Origin of the sequence: Comamonas sp. GB3 AK4-5 (assembly GCF_041320665.1) — a bacterium.
Lineage (GTDB): Bacteria > Pseudomonadota > Gammaproteobacteria > Burkholderiales > Burkholderiaceae_C > Comamonas.
In genome coordinates, this window is sequence record NZ_CP166730.1 from 1163183 (window position 1) to 1178749 (window position 15567).

Sequence of the window (15567 nt, forward strand, 5' to 3'; positions counted from 1 at the left end):
CCCGGGCGGCGCCGGGAGGTGATGCTTATTCCTGTTCCAGAAAGCGCTGGGCGTCCAGGGCTGCCATGCAGCCGGTGCCGGCGCTGGTGATGGCCTGGCGGTAGACATGGTCCTGGCAGTCGCCGGCGGCAAACACGCCGGGCACGCTGGTTTGGGTGGCAAAACCCTTCAAGCCGCCTTGGGTGACGATGTAGCCGTTTTCCAGCTCCAGCTGGCCCTGGAAGATGTCGGTGTTCGGGTGGTGGCCGATGGCGATGAAGGCGCCTTGCAGCTTGATCTCTTCGGTGTGGCCGTCCTGGGTGTGCTTGAGGCGGATGCCGGTCACGCCGCTTTGGTCGCCCAGCACCTCGTCCAGTGTGAAGTGGGTCTTCAGCTCAATCTTGCCTTCCTTGACCTTGTCCATCAGCTTGTCCACCAGGATGGGCTCGGCCTTGAACTTGTCGCGGCGGTGCACCAGGGTCACCTTGCTGGCGATGTTGGACAGGTACAGCGCTTCCTCCACGGCGGTGTTGCCGCCGCCGACCACGCACACGGGCTGCTCGCGGTAGAAGAAACCGTCGCAGGTGGCACAGGCGGAAACACCGCGGCCCATGAAGGCTTCTTCCGAGGGCAGGCCCAGGTATTTGGCCGAGGCGCCGGTGGCCAGGATGAGGGAGTCGCAGGTGTAGGTGCCGCTGTCACCGGTCAGGGTGAAGGGGCGCTTGGAAAAATCAACCTTGCTGATATGGTCGAACACAATCTGGGTCTTGAAGCGCTCGGCATGCTCCTGAAAGCGCTGCATCAGTTCAGGGCCTTGCACGCCCATGGCATCGGCGGGCCAGTTGTCCACCTCGGTGGTGGTCATCAGCTGGCCGCCCTGGGCCATGCCGGTGATCAAGAGGGGGTTGAGGTTGGCACGTGCTGCATAGACGGCAGCCGTGTAACCGGCGGGGCCGGAGCCGAGGATCAGGACTTTGGCGTGGAGCGGAGAGGTCATGTGCGCAATCAGCAAGCAAGAAAATGGCGCTTTGTATGCGCCGCAACTGCGAGGTGCAATGGCGGTGCCACAAAGGCAGGGGCCGGAGCCAGCCGCAGCACGCTGCGCTGGACCGGAGCAAACAGGTATTGTAGAAAGGGCAAGAGCCCTGTGCCGAATCGGGCTGTTGTAGGCAGCTTGCTTGCTGGTATGGCAAGCTTTGTTGCAACTGTTTGCATTTGCCCAGGCTCCGGAATCCTGGATGCCGCTGAAACGCTGGGGTAAGCTAGCCGCCTTGCATATGACTTCTACTTTCAATGCCTTGAACGCCTCGTCTGCCAAAGCCCCGCCGAAAGCGGGCATTGTTCGTTTTGGACATGAGGTGTGCTTGGTGGTGGCGCTGTTGGCGCTCACCTTCTGGCTGCTGGCACTGTTCACCTACTCCCCCCAAGATGCGGCCTGGTCTACCAGTGGCCAGGCCAATGGCGTGGTCGTGCGCAACTGGGTCGGCAGATTGGGCGCCTGGCTGGCCGATACCTCGTATTTCGGCTTTGGTTACTCCGTCTGGTGGGCGGTGCTGGCTGCTGTTTTCTCCTGGTGGCGCTCGCTGCGCCGCTGGATGCGTGGCGAAACCCTGGTGGGCCAGTTGTGGCAGGAAAAGCTGCAGTTCTGGCTGGGCCTGCTGCTGCTGCTGGGTGCCAGCACGGCGCTGGAATGGTCGCGCCTGTACCGGCTGGAGGCCGCGCTGCCCGGCCACGGCGGTGGCGTGATGGGCTATATGGTGGGCAAGGCCAGCGTGGGCTGGCTGGGCTTCACCGGCTCGGGGCTGATGGGCATCATGCTGCTCATTTTGGGCCTGAGCCTGGTGTTCCATTTCTCCTGGGGCGGCGTGGCCGAAGCCCTGGGTGCGCGCATTGATGCGCTGGTGCGCATCGGCCAGCAACACCGTGAAAAGGTCAAGGACCTGGCCGTGGGCCGCCGCGCAGCCAAGGAGCGCAGCGATGTGCTGGAAGAGGTGCATGTCAGCGCCGAAGAGGCCTACCAGCCCAAGCCGGTGCAGATCAATACCCCGGTGCAGACTCCGGTCGTGCCCAGCGAGCGCGTGATCAAGGAGCGCCAAAAGCCGCTGTTCCAGGAAATGACCGACAGCGCCTTGCCCCAGGTGGACCTGCTGGATGCCGCGCCTGCCAAGCAAGAAAGCGTCTCCGCCGACACGCTGGAGATGACCAGCCGATTGATCGAGAAAAAGCTCAAGGACTTTGGCGTGGAAGTGCATGTGGTGCAGGCCACGCCGGGCCCGGTGGTCACCCGCTACGAGATCGAGCCCGCCACGGGCGTCAAGGGCTCGCAGGTGGTGAACCTGGGCAAGGATTTGGCGCGCTCGCTGTCCCTGGTGTCGGTGCGCGTGATCGAGACCATCCCGGGCAAGAACTACATGGCGCTGGAGTTGCCGAATGCGCGGCGCCAGTCGATTCGATTGTCCGAGGTGCTGGGCTCCCAGGTCTACCACGAGGCCAAGAGCATGCTGACCATGGGCCTGGGCAAGGACATCGAGGGCAAGCCCGTGGTGGCCGACCTGGCCAAGATGCCCCATGTGCTGGTGGCCGGCACCACCGGCTCCGGCAAGTCGGTGGGTATCAACGCCATGATCTTGTCGCTGCTGTACAAGGCCGAGGCCAAGGATGTGCGTCTGCTGATGATCGACCCCAAGATGCTGGAAATGTCGGTCTACGAAGGCATTCCCCATCTGCTGTGCCCGGTGGTGACCGATATGAAGATGGCCGCCAACGGCCTGAACTGGTGCGTGGCCGAGATGGAGCGCCGCTACAAGCTGATGAGCAAGCTGGGTGTGCGCAATCTGGCGGGCTACAACACCAAAATAGACGACGCCAAGACCAAGGGCGAAATCATTGGCAACCCCTTCAGCCTGACGCCGGAGTCGCCAGAGCCGTTGCAGCGCCTGCCGCATATTGTCATCGTCATCGACGAGCTGGCCGACTTGATGATGGTGGTGGGCAAGAAGATCGAAGAGCTGATTGCCCGCCTGGCGCAAAAGGCGCGCGCGGCCGGTATTCATTTGATTCTGGCCACCCAGCGCCCCAGCGTCGACGTGATCACCGGCCTGATCAAGGCCAACATCCCCACCCGCATCGCCTTCCAGGTCTCCAGCAAGATCGACAGCCGCACCGTGCTGGACCAGATGGGGGCCGAAAGCTTGCTGGGCATGGGTGACATGCTTTACATGGCCAGCGGCACCGGCCTGCCGATTCGCGTGCACGGGGCCTTTGTCTCGGACGATGAGGTGCACCGCGTCGTCAGCTACCTCAAGGAGCAGGGCGAGCCCGACTACATCGACGGCGTGCTGGAGTCCTCCATGTCCGATGAGGGCGGCGGGGGTGACGGCGAAGGTGGTGGAGATGGCGAGCAAGACCCCATGTATGACCAGGCCGTGGAAATCGTGCTGAAAGACCGCAAGGCCAGCATTTCCTACGTGCAGCGCAAGCTGCGCATTGGCTACAACCGCTCGGCCAATCTGCTGGAGCAGATGGAAAAGGCCGGGTTGGTCAGCTCCCTCACGGCCAGCGGCCAGCGCGAAGTGCTGGTGCCCGGCCGCGGGGATGAATAACGGCTGCGCGCCGTTTCCTATCGATTAAGGAGTTTGCGCATGCGCAAGACGATTTCCGCCCTGGCGCTGTCCCTGCTGCCGCTGTGGGCCATGGCCGACGGCCTCTCCAGCCTGGAGGCCTTTATGAAAACCGCCCAGGCGGGCAAGGCCCAGTTCACCCAGACCGTGACCTCCCCCGGGCGCGACGGCCAGCCGGGTCGCAGCAAGACCAGCAGCGGTGAATTTCAGTTCCAGCGGCCGGGCAAGTTCAGCTTCAACTACACCAAGCCCTTCGAGCAATTGATCGTGGCCGATGGCAAAACGCTGTGGATGCTGGACAAGGACCTGAACCAGGTCACCCAGCGCGCCCAGGCCCAGGCACTGGGCAGCACGCCGGCGGCGATTCTGGCCTCGGCCACCGATCTGGAGGGGCTGCGCAAGGACTTCGGCCTGGCCAATGCCCCCGATGCCGAGGGCATGGAATGGGTGCAAGCCACGCCCAAGGCGGCCGACAACCAACTGCGCGAGGTGCGCGTGGGCTTTGACGCCGGAAAACTGGCGGCGCTGGAAATCCTGGACAGCTTTGGCCAGCGCTCGCTGATTCGCTTTGCCCAGCTGCAAGTGCTGCCGTCGCTGCCAGCATCGGCTTTTCGCTTCACGCCGCCGGCGGGGGTGGATGTGCTCAAGCAGTAAGCAATAAGCGGCGCGGTGGCGCCTGGCCGCTGCTTTGAAATCAGGAGCTGCTTGAGCTTGTGGTTTATGCGTTAGGGGCTTGAAAGACTTGAGGTTTGGGTCCTGTCAGCCCTTCGGCGTGGGAATGAAGAAAGGGCGTGCCTCGCAAGAGGCATGCCCTTTTTGCTGGTCCTGCAGGGAATCAGACCTGTGCCGCTGCAGCCGGGGCTGGCAACACCCGGTCGGCAGCCGCTGCCAGCAGCAGTGCGGCCAGCACCGGCGTCAGCCAGGCCATGCCCATGGCGGCGCCGGGCAGGGTGCTCAGCCATTGCGGAGCGTCGACCAGGCCCGCAGTCTTGGCGCCATCGATCAGGCCCAGCACCAGGGCCACGCCCATCACCGGCGCGTAGACGCGGCGGGCCTGTTTCCACAGGCCGGAGAGCAGGCTCAGTGCCACCAGGGCGATGGACACCGGGTAGATGATGGCCAGCACGGGCTCGGCCACGGTAATCAGCTGTTCCAGACCCTGGTTGGCAATGGCCATGCTGAGCAGCGATACCGCCACCACCATGCTGCGGTAGGAGTAGGGCAGCAGCTGGCTGAAATAGGCGGCGCAGGCGCTGACCAGGCCCACGCCCGTGGTCAGGCAGGCCAGCAAAATCACCACCGCCAGCAGCACCATGCCCCAGGGGCCAAAGGTGTGCTGCACATAGCTGGTGAGGATCTTCACGCCGGTGGTTGCGTCAGGCGTCAGGCTGCCACTGGTGGCGCCCAGATAGATCAGCGAAACATAGACCAGGGCCAGGCCGGTGGCCGCAATCAGGGCGGCGATGATGGTGTAGCGCTGGTGCAGGCGCGGCTCCTGCACGCCGCTGTCCTTGATGGCGTTGACGATGACGATGCCAAACACCAGGGCGGCCAGCGCGTCCATGGTCTGGTAGCCCTGCACAAAGCCCTGGCCCAGGGCCAGGTCGGGGCTGAGGTAGGCGGGGGCGCTGGCCATCAGCTCGCCGGCGGGCAGCATAAAGGCCGCGCCGCCCAGCACCACCAGGGCCAGGATCAGCACCGGAGTGATGAGCTTGCCGATGTTGTCCACCAGCTTGCCGGGGAACAGCGACAGCAGCATCACCAGGCCAAAGTACACCACGGTGTAGATGCCCAGCGACCAGGGGCTGTCACCCACAAAGGGTGCCACGCCCAGCGCAAACGACACGGTGGCCGTGCGCGGCGTGGCAAACAGCGGGCCAATGGTCAGGTACACGGCCACGCCCAGCAGCAGGCCGGCCACCCGGCCTATGGGGGTGGTGATGGTCTGCAAGCCACCGCCCACGCGGGCCAGGGCCACCACGGTGATCAGTGGCAGGCCTACGCCGGTGAGCAAAAAGCCCAGGGCGGCGCTCCACAGATGCTCGCCTGCCGCCAGACCGACCATGGGGGGAAAGATGATGTTGCCCGCGCCCAGAAATAGCGCGAACGTCATAAAGCCGAGGGCCAGCAGGTCCTGCGTCTTGAGTGTTGTCATACCAAAAGCCCTGCACCCCGGCGCTGCGGCAGGGGATGCGTTAAAACATTGCAAACCAAGTGAAAGCGGGGACTCGGCAACAGGCTTCGGAGGTCGAAGCCAATAGGCAGCCTGCTTGCTGGGTGGCAGCGGGCGGCAACCGAGTCGGGCAGGGCAGGGCCGTTAAGCTTGTGGCTGACGGGCCGGAAGGCGCTGTAGCACCATGGGGGTGAGGGGTGACCTCGCCAATGGAGAGCGTTTGTCCGCTGAAACCCCATTTTGCCCGATGTGAACTTCTGATATATGGCTATTTCCCGAAAACCTGTTGCAAGCACCGATTTGTTTGGCACCGCCGGCGGTGGTGGCGCTGCGGCGGTATCCACCGCCCACCAGCCGCTGGCCGAACGCCTGCGCCCCCATACCTTGGGCGAGGTGGTGGGCCAGCAGCAGGTGCTGGGTGCGGGCATGCCGCTGCGCCTGGCCTTCGAGTCGGGGCGGCCGCACAGCTGCATCCTGTGGGGGCCGCCGGGCGTGGGCAAGACCACCATCGCCCGCTTGATGGCCGACTCCTTTGATGCGCAGTTCATCTCCATCAGCGCGGTGCTGGGCGGTGTCAAGGATATTCGCGAGGCCGTGGAAAAAGCCCAGATGGCCAGAGACAGCCTGCTGCAGCAGCGCACCATCGTGTTTGTGGACGAGGTGCACCGCTTCAACAAAAGCCAGCAGGACGCTTTCTTGCCGCATGTGGAAAGCGGGCTGTTCACCTTCATCGGTGCCACCACCGAGAACCCCTCTTTCGAGGTCAACTCGGCCCTGTTGTCACGCGCTGCCGTCTATGTGCTGCAAAGCCTGACGGCCGAGGAATTGCAGCAAATAGTGCTCAAAGCGCAGGCCCTGGGCGCGGTACCAGCTATCGAAAGCGAAGCGCTTGACCGGCTGATCGCCTACGCCGACGGCGATGCACGCCGCCTGCTGAACACGCTGGAAACCCTGTCCATCACGGCCGAGCAGGCCAAGGTGGAGGCCATCACCGATGCCTGGCTGCTGCAGGTGCTGGGTGAGCGCATGCGCCGCTATGACAAGGGCGGCGAGCAGTTCTACGACACCATCAGCGCGCTGCACAAGTCGGTGCGTGGCTCCGACCCTGACGCCGCCCTGTACTGGCTGGTGCGCATGCTCGACGGAGGGGCCGACCCGCGCTATATGGCGCGGCGCCTGGTGCGCATGGCCTGGGAGGACATCGGCCTGGCCGATCCGCGCGCCATGCAGATCACCAACGAGGCCGCACTCACCTATGAGCGCCTGGGCAGCCCGGAGGGCGAGCTGGCCCTGGCCCAGGCCGTGATCTACCTGGCCGTGGCCCCCAAGAGCAATGCCGGCTACAACGCCTACAACCAGATGCGTAGCTTGGTGAAGAACGACAGCACCCGGCCCGTGCCCATGCATTTGCGCAATGCCCCCACCAAGATGATGAAGGATCTGGACTGGGGCAAGGGCTACCGCTATGCCCACGACGAGGAAGGCGCCTTTGCCGCTGGCGAGCGCTATTTCCCGGATGGCATGGAAGAAGCCCGCCTGTACCAGCCCGTGCCGCGCGGGCTGGAGATCAAGATCGGCGACAAGCTGGCGCAGCTGCGCGCCATGAATGCGGCGGCGCGCCAGGCCGAGGGTGCGGCGCCTGCGGACGCTCCCGCCGAAGCGCGTCCAGACTCCGCAAGCTGACACCGGGCTGAAGACTGTGGTGCCGGGGTAACGGCGCGTAAGTCGCATGCGGCCGCTCCGCCGTCTTTGCCTGCCCGTAGCGGGTTGTGGCATTGATGCGTGTTCTGCATTAACCGCTTTCTGGTCTATCCCGCACAGCCGTTGCATCTACGGCATGGGTGGCTGTGGGCGCGCCTGGCATGCGGCCCGGGCACTAATGCAAACCTGTCCCGCAACGGCCCGGGGAAACCCCATTTTGGGGAGGCCGGCAAGTCCATAACGTGCAGCCATTCCTTTTTCCGGCAGGCCCGCCCGAAATATTTCTGGCGGGCTTTTTGCTAAGGGAAAAGCAAGCGCATGGGCGCTCGGGTCAATCGGTGGCCTGAAAGCAAGCCTGTGACCTGAAGAGAGGATGCAACGTATGGATATCTTGCTGCAGCAGATCATCAACGGTCTGGTTCTCGGCAGCATGTACGCCTTGATAGCCCTGGGCTACACCATGGTGTACGGCATTATTCAGCTCATCAACTTTGCCCATGGCGAAGTGCTGATGGTGGGGGCACTGACCAGCTGGAGCTGCGTCGGCATGATGCAAGAGGCCATGCCCGGAGCGCCGGGCTGGGTCATCTTGCTGCTGGCCACCCTGATTGCCTGCGTGGTGGCTGCATGTCTGAATTTCTGCATCGAAAAAGTTGCTTACCGGCCGTTGCGCAACAGCCCGCGCCTGGCCCCGCTGATCACGGCCATCGGTATGTCCATTCTGTTGCAGGCCCTGGCCATGATGCTGTGGAAGCCCAATCCCAAGGCCTATCCCACGCTGCTGCCGCCCGAGCCCTATGAGGTGGCGGGCGCGGTGATCACGCCCACGCAAATCCTGATCCTGGCCGTCACGGCCATGGCGCTGGCCATCCTTGTCTACCTGGTCAACTACACCAAGTTGGGGCGTGCCATGCGCGCCACGGCCGAGAACCCGCGTGTGGCCGCGCTGATGGGTGTGCGTCCGGACATGGTGATCTCGGCCACCTTCATCATCGGTGCCGTGCTGGCGGCCATCGCCGGCATCATGTGGGCCTCCAACTACGGCACGGTGCAGCACACCATGGGCTTTCTGCCTGGGCTCAAGGCCTTTACGGCAGCCGTGTTCGGTGGCATCGGCAATCTGGCAGGCGCCGTCATCGGCGGCATTCTGCTGGGGCTGATCGAGTCCATCGGCTCGGGCTATATCGGCCAGCTCACGGGCGGTGTGCTGGGTAGCCACTACACCGACATTTTTGCCTTCATCGTGCTGATCATCATCCTGACCCTGCGCCCCTCGGGCCTGATGGGTGAGCGTGTGGCGGACCGCGCTTAAAGGGAGGACGCCGTATGCAATCCAAGAAAACTGTGCAATGGGTGTTGGGCGGCCTTGCCCTGCTGGTGCTGCCGCTGGTGCTGCAGTACTTTGGCAATGCCTGGGTGCGCATTGCCGACCTGGCGCTGTTGTATGTGATGCTGGCCCTGGGCCTGAACATCGTCGTGGGCTATGCCGGTCTGCTGGACCTGGGCTATGTGGCTTTCTATGCCGTGGGTGCCTATATGTTCGGCCTGATGGCCTCGCCCCATCTGTCCGAGACCTTTGAATGGTTCAATGCCCTGTTCCCCGAGGGGCTGCACACCAGCATCTGGCTGGTGATTCCGCTGGCGGCGCTGTTGGCAGGCATTACCGGTGTCTTGCTGGGCATTCCGGTGCTCAAGCTGCGCGGCGACTACCTGGCCATCGTGACCCTGGGCTTTGGGGAAATCATCCGCATCTTCATGAACAACCTGGACCATCCGGTGAACATCACCAACGGTCCCAAGGGCATAGGGCAGATTGATTCCATCCAGGTCTTCGGCCTGGATCTGGCCAAGCGCCAGGAAGTCTTTGGCTACGACATCAGCTCGGTCACGCTGTACTACTACCTGTTTCTGGCCCTGGTGTTGCTGACGGTGCTGATCTGTTTTCGCCTGCAGGATTCGCGCATAGGCCGGGCCTGGATGGCGATTCGCGAGGATGAAATTGCGGCCAAGGCCATGGGCATCAATGTGCGCAATATGAAGTTGCTGGCCTTTGGCATGGGGGCCACCTTTGGCGGGGTGTCGGGCGCCATGTTTGCGGGCTTTCAGGGCTTTGTCTCGCCGGAATCCTTCAGTCTGATGGAGTCCGTGATGATCGTCGCCATGGTGGTCTTGGGCGGCCTGGGCCATATCCCCGGGGTGATTCTGGGTGCGGTGCTGTTGGCCGCGTTACCTGAGGTGCTGCGCTATGTGGCTGGGCCGCTGCAAGAGCTGACCGGGGGGCGGCTGGACGCCGCGATCCTGCGTCAGCTGCTGATTGCGTCAGCCATGATTGTGGTGATGCTGATGCGTCCGCGCGGCCTGTGGCCTTCGCCGGAGCATGGCAAAAGCCTGGCGCAGAAAGGATGAGCCCCATGCAAGAAGCGCGCAAAGAACAAGCAACGGCCACCCCTGTGAACGCAGAGGCCCCCGTGGTGCTGCAGGTGGCCGGTATTTCCAAGCGCTTTGGCGGCCTGCAGGCGCTCAGCGATGTGGGGGTCACCATCCGGCGCGGCCAGGTCTATGGCCTGATAGGGCCGAACGGCGCAGGCAAGACCACGTTCTTCAATGTGATCACCGGCCTGTACACGCCCGACAGCGGCAGCTTTTCGCTGGCGGGCCGTCCTTACGAGCCCGCGGCCGTGCACGAGGTGGCCAAGGCCGGCATTGCCCGTACCTTTCAGAACATCCGCCTGTTTGCAGAGATGACGGCGCTGGAGAACGTGATGGTGGGCCGCCATGTGCGCACCAAGTCCGGCCTGATTGGCGCGGTGCTGCGTACGCCCGGCTTCAAGGCCGAGGAGGCCGCCATACGCCAGCGTGCACAGGAGCTGCTGGAGTATGTGGGCATTGGCAGCTACGCCGACTTCAAGGCCCGGACCCTGTCCTATGGCGATCAGCGCCGGCTGGAAATTGCCCGCGCCCTGGCCACCGACCCGCAGCTGATTGCCCTCGACGAGCCCGCTGCCGGCATGAATGCGACCGAGAAGGTGCAGCTGCGCGAGCTGATCGACCGCATCCGCAAGGACAACCGCACCATCTTGCTCATCGAGCATGACGTGAAGCTGGTGATGGGCCTGTGCGACCGCGTGACGGTGCTGGACTACGGCAAACAGATTGCCGAAGGCACACCGGCCGAAGTGCAGAAGAACGACAAAGTGATTGAGGCCTATCTGGGCACCGGAGGGCATTGAGCATGGCAGAGCAGGTGACACAAAGCACAGGCGCCGCAGCCGGCGCAGAGCAGGGCCCCGTGCTGCTGCAGGTCAAGGGGTTGAAGGTGTCCTATGGCGGCATACAGGCCGTCAAGGGCGTGGACTTCGAGGTGCGCCAGGGCGAGCTGGTCTCGCTGATTGGCTCCAACGGCGCGGGCAAGACCACCACCATGAAGGCCATCACCCGTTCTCTGGTGGCCAATGGCGGCGACGTGCTGTATCTGGGCCAGAGCGTGCAGGGGCGCGGCGCCTGGGATCTGGTCAAGGAAGGGCTGATCATGGTGCCCGAAGGGCGGGGCGTGTTCGCGCGCATGACCATTACCGAGAACCTGTTGATGGGCGCCTACACCCGCAACGACAAGGCCCAGATCGCCCTGGATATCGAACACATGTTTGCCCTGTTTCCGCGCCTGAAGGAGCGTCGCGACCAGTTGGCGGGCACCATGTCCGGCGGCGAGCAGCAGATGCTGGCCATGGCGCGGGCGCTGATGGGCAAGCCAAAGTTGTTGCTGCTGGACGAGCCCTCCATGGGGCTGTCGCCCATCATGGTGGACAAGATCTTCGAGGTGGTGGCCGATGTCCATGCCCAGGGCATGACCGTGGTGCTGGTGGAGCAAAACGCCAGCCGCGCGCTGGCGCTGGCCAACCGTGGCTATGTGATGGAGTCCGGCTGCATCACCATGGAAGGTGCGGGCCAGCAGCTGCTGGACGATCCCAGGGTGCGGGCCGCATATCTTGGTGAATAGATGGAGTGTGTGCGCTCACAATATTTTGTTTTTCTGGATTGGAGATCAGCCATGATTGGAAACAAAAATCAGAGCAGTCAATGCGTGCAAAAAATAACACCCAAGATGAAAAAGCATTGAAAGCGCAGGTGTGTAAGCGTTTGCAGCTTCTGTATTGATAGTAAACACCTGGATACCTGCTGTGAGCTTGGGAGAATCGTCGCTGGAGAGCAACAGAGTGGTGGATTTTTTTTCTACTGTCATAAATCGCTGATAGCGCGCACCCCTCACTCTGTGCTTGGTTGGGTGCGTGCAGTCCTGTGTGGGAAGCGGCGCCGCAGTCTCTGTATCTCCTCTGTAGGCGGGGTGAAAAATGGTGTTCATCGGCAGTGAAGGTACAGAGGCTTTGCAGGCATTTTTCGCACGGCCGCGGCCTGTTGCCACGGCCTTGGAAAACGCTGCCACAGCCTGACGACGCGGTCGCGCTGAGGGCAAGGCCCGCAAGCTGGGCGTTAAACTTCGGCGCAATTTCTTGCCAGCTGCCGAAGAGGCGGCTGGCGTCTCTCAGCCACTAGGAGCCATGGATGCTGTTTGGCAAGCTTTTGCCGCGCGAAGGCAATTTTTTCGAAATGTTCAACCAGCATGCCGAGCGCATCGTGGAGGCTGCCCGCGCCTTCTCTCAGCTGGTCGCCAACTACGGCGATGAACATCTGCGCGACAAGTACAACCAGGATGTGGACAACGCCGAGCGCGCGGCCGACCGCGTCACGCACGAGGTCAACAAGACCCTGCACCAGACCTTCATCACGCCGATCGACCGCGAGCACATCCACACGCTGATCAACACCATGGATGACGTGGCCGATCTGCTGCAGGACTGTGCCGAGTCCATGGCGCTGTATGACGTGCGCCATATGACGGACGAAATCCATCGCCTGACGGACCTGAGCCTCAAGTGCTGCGAGCGCGTGCGCGACGCCGTCAAGTTGCTGGACCGCATTGCCGACCAGAACACGGCCGAGGCTGCGCTCAAGACCTGTGAAGAGATCGACCGCCTGGAAGGCGATGCCGACCGCGTGCTGCGCGCCGCCATGAGCAAGCTGTTCCGTGAAGAGCCGGATGTGCGCGAGGTGATCAAGCTCAAGGCCATCTACGAGCTGCTGGAAACCGTCACCGACAAGTGCGAGGACGTGGCCAACATCATTGAGGGCATCGTCCTCGAAAACGCCTAAGCACGCGAGAGGCTTTCCCATGGAAACCGTACAAGCTGCCCTGTGGGTGGTGATTTTGCTGGTGGTGCTGGCGCTGGTGTTCGACTTCATGAATGGCTTTCATGATGCGGCGAACTCGATTGCCACCGTTGTCTCCACCGGCGTGCTCAAGCCCACGCAGGCCGTGGTGTTTGCCGCCTTCTTCAACTTTGTCGCCATCTTCGTCTTCCACCTCAGTGTGGCAGCCACGGTGGGCAAGGGCATTGTGCAGCCGGACATCGTGGACACCCATGTGGTGTTTGGTGCGTTGAGCGGGGCCATCGTCTGGAACGTCATCACCTGGTATTACGGCATCCCGTCCAGCTCGTCGCACGCCTTGATCGGTGGCATCGTGGGCGCGGCCATTGCCAAGGCCGGTGCCAGCGTGCTGATGGCCAGCGGCATTCTGAAGATCGTGGCCTTTATCTTCATCTCGCCGCTGCTGGGCTTTTTGTTCGGCTCGCTGATGATGGTGGCCGTGGCCTGGATCTGCCGCCGTGCCCGCCCCAACAAGGTGGACAAATGGTTCCGCCGCCTGCAACTGGTGTCTGCCGGTGCCTACTCGCTGGGCCATGGCGGCAATGACGCGCAAAAAACCATCGGCATCATCTGGCTGCTCTTGATTGCCACGGGCTACGCCTCGGCCGGCGACAGCTCGCCCCCGCTGTGGACCATCATCAGCTGCTATGCAGCGATCGGCATGGGCACCATGTTCGGTGGCTGGCGCATTGTGAAAACCATGGGCCAGAAGATCACCAAGCTCAAGCCCGTGGGCGGTTTCTGCGCCGAAACCGGTGGTGCCATGACGCTGTTCCTGGCCACCTTCATGGGTGTGCCCGTGTCCACCACCCACACCATCACCGGCGCCATCGTCGGCGTGGGCTCCACACAGCGCATGAGCGCCGTGCGCTGGGGCGTGGCGGGCAACATCGTCTGGGCCTGGATTCTGACCATTCCCGCCAGCGCCTTTGTGGCGGCCATTGGCTACTGGGTCAGCCTGCAGCTGTATTGATATTGGTTTGATAGCTGTAGGAGCAATCCCAGATTGCTTATAAGGCCTAGAAGGCACATAAAAAGCTCCACCGATGTGGAGCTTTTTTCATGGAACCAGCTCCCAAGTGAGCCCCTCAGCCGTGCAAAACAGGTGTTCACCATGTCCCCGGTCTATACAAGCGCGAAGAGAGGGGGGAAGACGCGCAGCGGCTCAGGGGGAGGCTAGTTCTCCGGCTGCGAGATTTTTCGCGCCTCTTCGATCTGGTACTCAAAGTAATGCTGAAAGCTGTAGGCAATGCTGGCCATCAGCACGGCGGCCCCCACCATCAGCGCAGCGGCAATGGCGAAGATGGTGGGCCAGCCGGTGCGCCCGGGCGCAGCGTCGGGGGCTGCACGGGGGTTGTGGCGGGCATTCCAGCGCTCGGGTGTGGCCAGGCCGTAGAGGATGGCCACCAAGGCGCAGCCGGCGATGGTGAAGCCCAGCAGCGGAATCAGCACCCAGCTGAGCGGGTCGTCCTGGCCCAGCTGCTGCACGCGCTGTATGCCATACAGCCCCAGCGCGGTCGGGACGGGCAGCATCCAGCCCGGCAGATCGCCCAAGCCGTAGAGGTAAAAACGGTGCAGTCCCAGCGGTCCGCCGAGAAAGGCCAGCCATGCGGCCAGGGTCTTGTTCTTGCGCATGGCCCATTATTGGCCGCTGGTCCGCCATTGCCAGCTAGGGTGATCGCCATGGGCAGCGGGCCACTTTGTGGGGAGGCTGTATGCATGGAGGCAATAAATGTCTATAATTGCGCGCTTTGCTGCGTGTCGCTGGCCGGGTGGCTAGTTGCGTGTCTCAAACGCGGTAAAAGATGTGCAGCGCAAGCTGCATGCCCACCCGAAGGATTTAATCATGGTCGTTATTCGTCTGTCCCGCGGCGGCTCCAAGGCTCGCCCGTTCTACACCATCGTTGCAGCTGACAAGCGCGTGCGTCGCGACGGCTCGTTCATCGAGCGTCTGGGTTTCTACAACCCTAGCGCCCGTGGCGCCGAAGAAGGCCTGCGCGTGGCGTTGGACCGCGTGACCTACTGGAAGAGCGTGGGTGCTCAGGCTTCCGAAACTGCGGAACGCCTGATCAAGCAAGCCACTGCCAAGGCTGCTGCTTAATCAGCATCGCTCCTGAAACGGGTTCCGTCGGCCAGTCTGACGGAGCCCGTTTTTTTGTTTTTTCCCTTCACCTGTCAGCCTACGCCATGAGCCAGATGCCCCAACTCGAAGTGACCACCTTGCCTGCCGATGCAGTAGAAGTCGGCCGCATTGCGGATGCCTGGGGCATCAAGGGCTGGTTCAAGGTCATTGCCTACAGCAGCGATGCCGATGTGCTGTTCACTGCCAAGGACTGGTTTTTGCTGCCGGCCGAAAAAGGTGCCAAGCATTTCAGCAGCACCGTGTTGCTGCCCGTGAAGCAGGCGCGTACGCATTCGGACTCCATCGTTGCCACCTCGGCTGCCGTGACGGACCGCAATGGCGCCGAAATGCTGCGCGGCGCGCGCATTTTTGTCTCGCGCGCGGCTTTCCCGCAGGCTGCAGAGGGTGAGTATTACTGGGTGGATTTGCTGGGGCTGGCGGTGGTCAACCGCGAAGGCGTGGCCTTGGGCCAGGTCAAGGACTTGCTGGCCACCGGCCCGCAGACCACGTTGGTGCTGGGCTACGAGGAAGAGGGCAAGGAGCGCGAGCGCATGATTCCCTTTGTCGATGCCTATGTGGACAAGGTGGATCTGGCGAGCAAGACCATCGTGGCGGACTGGCAGCTGGATTACTAAGGCACCCCCTGAGCCGCTTACGCGGCTTCCCCCTCTCTCGCTGCGCGGGAGGGGGACGGCACCAGCGCGGCG

Annotated in this window: 15 protein-coding genes; 11 read left to right on the top strand and 4 right to left on the bottom strand. The window is 62.9% G+C overall.

Annotated elements, in window-relative coordinates; genetic code table 11:
- Positions 1 to 25 precede the first annotated feature (25 nt).
- Complete coding sequence (gene trxB / locus ACA027_RS05120; RefSeq protein WP_370681327.1) at positions 26 to 976, bottom strand: thioredoxin-disulfide reductase; 951 nt, start codon at positions 974 to 976, stop codon at positions 26 to 28.
- A gap of 280 nt (positions 977 to 1256) precedes the next feature.
- Here trxB and ACA027_RS05125 point away from each other — a divergent pair, with 280 nt between their 5' ends.
- Together ACA027_RS05125 and lolA are read left to right on the top strand one after the other, a co-directional pair.
- Positions 1257 to 3581, top strand: a complete 2325-nt coding sequence (locus ACA027_RS05125; protein ID WP_370681328.1) for a DNA translocase FtsK — start codon at positions 1257 to 1259, stop codon at positions 3579 to 3581.
- Between the two features lie 39 nt (positions 3582 to 3620).
- Positions 3621 to 4253, top strand: a complete 633-nt coding sequence (gene lolA / locus ACA027_RS05130; protein WP_370681329.1) for an outer membrane lipoprotein chaperone LolA — start codon at positions 3621 to 3623, stop codon at positions 4251 to 4253.
- 181 nt (positions 4254 to 4434) lie between these two features.
- On the opposite strand, the gene brnQ is transcribed toward lolA, so the two are convergent.
- On the bottom strand, positions 4435 to 5754 hold the full coding sequence (gene brnQ, locus ACA027_RS05135; RefSeq protein ID WP_370681330.1) for a branched-chain amino acid transport system II carrier protein: 1320 nt from the start codon (positions 5752 to 5754) through the stop codon (positions 4435 to 4437).
- Positions 5755 to 6036: 282 nt separating this feature from the next.
- On the opposite strand from brnQ, the gene ACA027_RS05140 reads away from it, so the two are divergent.
- The 5 genes from ACA027_RS05140 to ACA027_RS05160 all read left to right on the top strand — a co-directional run bounded on the left by ACA027_RS05140 (position 6037) and on the right by ACA027_RS05160 (position 11470).
- Positions 6037 to 7455 carry a replication-associated recombination protein A gene (locus ACA027_RS05140; protein WP_370681331.1) on the top strand — a complete coding sequence of 473 codons (1419 nt, stop codon included), beginning with the start codon at positions 6037 to 6039 and terminating at the stop codon, positions 7453 to 7455.
- Positions 7456 to 7855: 400 nt separating this feature from the next.
- Positions 7856 to 8785 carry a branched-chain amino acid ABC transporter permease gene (locus ACA027_RS05145; protein ID WP_370682511.1) on the top strand — a complete coding sequence of 310 codons (930 nt, stop codon included), beginning with the start codon at positions 7856 to 7858 and terminating at the stop codon, positions 8783 to 8785.
- 14 nt (positions 8786 to 8799) lie between these two features.
- Positions 8800 to 9879 (top strand): ABC transporter ATP-binding protein, encoded by a 1080-nt coding sequence (locus tag ACA027_RS05150; RefSeq protein ID WP_370681332.1) that lies wholly within the window; start codon positions 8800 to 8802, stop codon positions 9877 to 9879.
- A 5-nt stretch (positions 9880 to 9884) separates the two neighbouring features.
- Positions 9885 to 10703 carry an ABC transporter ATP-binding protein gene (locus ACA027_RS05155; RefSeq protein ID WP_370681333.1) on the top strand — a complete coding sequence of 273 codons (819 nt, stop codon included), beginning with the start codon at positions 9885 to 9887 and terminating at the stop codon, positions 10701 to 10703.
- A gap of 2 nt (positions 10704 to 10705) precedes the next feature.
- Positions 10706 to 11470 carry an ABC transporter ATP-binding protein gene (locus tag ACA027_RS05160; RefSeq protein WP_370681334.1) on the top strand — a complete coding sequence of 255 codons (765 nt, stop codon included), beginning with the start codon at positions 10706 to 10708 and terminating at the stop codon, positions 11468 to 11470.
- Positions 11471 to 11515: 45 nt separating this feature from the next.
- On the opposite strand, the gene ACA027_RS05165 is transcribed toward ACA027_RS05160, so the two are convergent.
- Positions 11516 to 11833 (bottom strand): hypothetical protein, encoded by a 318-nt coding sequence (locus ACA027_RS05165; RefSeq protein WP_370681335.1) that lies wholly within the window; start codon positions 11831 to 11833, stop codon positions 11516 to 11518.
- A 200-nt stretch (positions 11834 to 12033) separates the two neighbouring features.
- Between ACA027_RS05165 and ACA027_RS05170 the strand changes: the two genes are divergently transcribed.
- Positions 12034 to 12681, top strand: a complete 648-nt coding sequence (locus ACA027_RS05170; protein WP_370681336.1) for a DUF47 domain-containing protein — start codon at positions 12034 to 12036, stop codon at positions 12679 to 12681.
- A gap of 19 nt (positions 12682 to 12700) precedes the next feature.
- A complete protein-coding gene (locus ACA027_RS05175) occupies positions 12701 to 13711 on the top strand; it encodes an anion permease (protein WP_370681337.1) in 1011 nt (336 codons plus the stop codon).
- A gap of 203 nt (positions 13712 to 13914) precedes the next feature.
- Here ACA027_RS05175 and ACA027_RS05180 read toward each other — a convergent pair whose 3' ends face one another.
- A complete protein-coding gene (locus ACA027_RS05180; protein ID WP_370681338.1) occupies positions 13915 to 14373 on the bottom strand; it encodes a hypothetical protein in 459 nt (152 codons plus the stop codon).
- Between the two features lie 211 nt (positions 14374 to 14584).
- Here ACA027_RS05180 and rpsP point away from each other — a divergent pair, with 211 nt between their 5' ends.
- On the top strand, positions 14585 to 14839 hold the full coding sequence (gene rpsP / locus ACA027_RS05185; RefSeq protein WP_370681339.1) for a 30S ribosomal protein S16: 255 nt from the start codon (positions 14585 to 14587) through the stop codon (positions 14837 to 14839).
- An 86-nt stretch (positions 14840 to 14925) separates the two neighbouring features.
- Positions 14926 to 15495 carry a ribosome maturation factor RimM gene (gene rimM / locus ACA027_RS05190; protein ID WP_370681340.1) on the top strand — a complete coding sequence of 190 codons (570 nt, stop codon included), beginning with the start codon at positions 14926 to 14928 and terminating at the stop codon, positions 15493 to 15495.
- Positions 15496 to 15567 lie beyond the last annotated feature (72 nt).

Bases quoted from the DNA above. Each gene is read 5' to 3' on its own strand.
- ACA027_RS05145 (WP_370682511.1), top strand. From the start codon at position 7,856: ATGGATATCTTGCTGCAGCAGATCATCAACGGTCTGGTTCTCGGCAGC.
- brnQ (WP_370681330.1), bottom strand. From the start codon at position 5,754: ATGACAACACTCAAGACGCAGGACCTGCTGGCCCTCGGCTTTATGACG.
- rpsP (WP_370681339.1), top strand. From the start codon at position 14,585: ATGGTCGTTATTCGTCTGTCCCGCGGCGGCTCCAAGGCTCGCCCGTTC.
- ACA027_RS05175 (WP_370681337.1), top strand. From the start codon at position 12,701: ATGGAAACCGTACAAGCTGCCCTGTGGGTGGTGATTTTGCTGGTGGTG.
- ACA027_RS05180 (WP_370681338.1), bottom strand. From the start codon at position 14,373: ATGCGCAAGAACAAGACCCTGGCCGCATGGCTGGCCTTTCTCGGCGGA.
- ACA027_RS05150 (WP_370681332.1), top strand. From the start codon at position 8,800: ATGCAATCCAAGAAAACTGTGCAATGGGTGTTGGGCGGCCTTGCCCTG.
- ACA027_RS05160 (WP_370681334.1), top strand. From the start codon at position 10,706: ATGGCAGAGCAGGTGACACAAAGCACAGGCGCCGCAGCCGGCGCAGAG.
- ACA027_RS05155 (WP_370681333.1), top strand. From the start codon at position 9,885: ATGCAAGAAGCGCGCAAAGAACAAGCAACGGCCACCCCTGTGAACGCA.
- lolA (WP_370681329.1), top strand. From the start codon at position 3,621: ATGCGCAAGACGATTTCCGCCCTGGCGCTGTCCCTGCTGCCGCTGTGG.
- ACA027_RS05170 (WP_370681336.1), top strand. From the start codon at position 12,034: ATGCTGTTTGGCAAGCTTTTGCCGCGCGAAGGCAATTTTTTCGAAATG.
- rimM (WP_370681340.1), top strand. From the start codon at position 14,926: ATGAGCCAGATGCCCCAACTCGAAGTGACCACCTTGCCTGCCGATGCA.
- trxB (WP_370681327.1), bottom strand. From the start codon at position 976: ATGACCTCTCCGCTCCACGCCAAAGTCCTGATCCTCGGCTCCGGCCCC.
- ACA027_RS05125 (WP_370681328.1), top strand. From the start codon at position 1,257: ATGACTTCTACTTTCAATGCCTTGAACGCCTCGTCTGCCAAAGCCCCG.
- ACA027_RS05165 (WP_370681335.1), bottom strand. From the start codon at position 11,833: ATGAACACCATTTTTCACCCCGCCTACAGAGGAGATACAGAGACTGCG.
- ACA027_RS05140 (WP_370681331.1), top strand. From the start codon at position 6,037: ATGGCTATTTCCCGAAAACCTGTTGCAAGCACCGATTTGTTTGGCACC.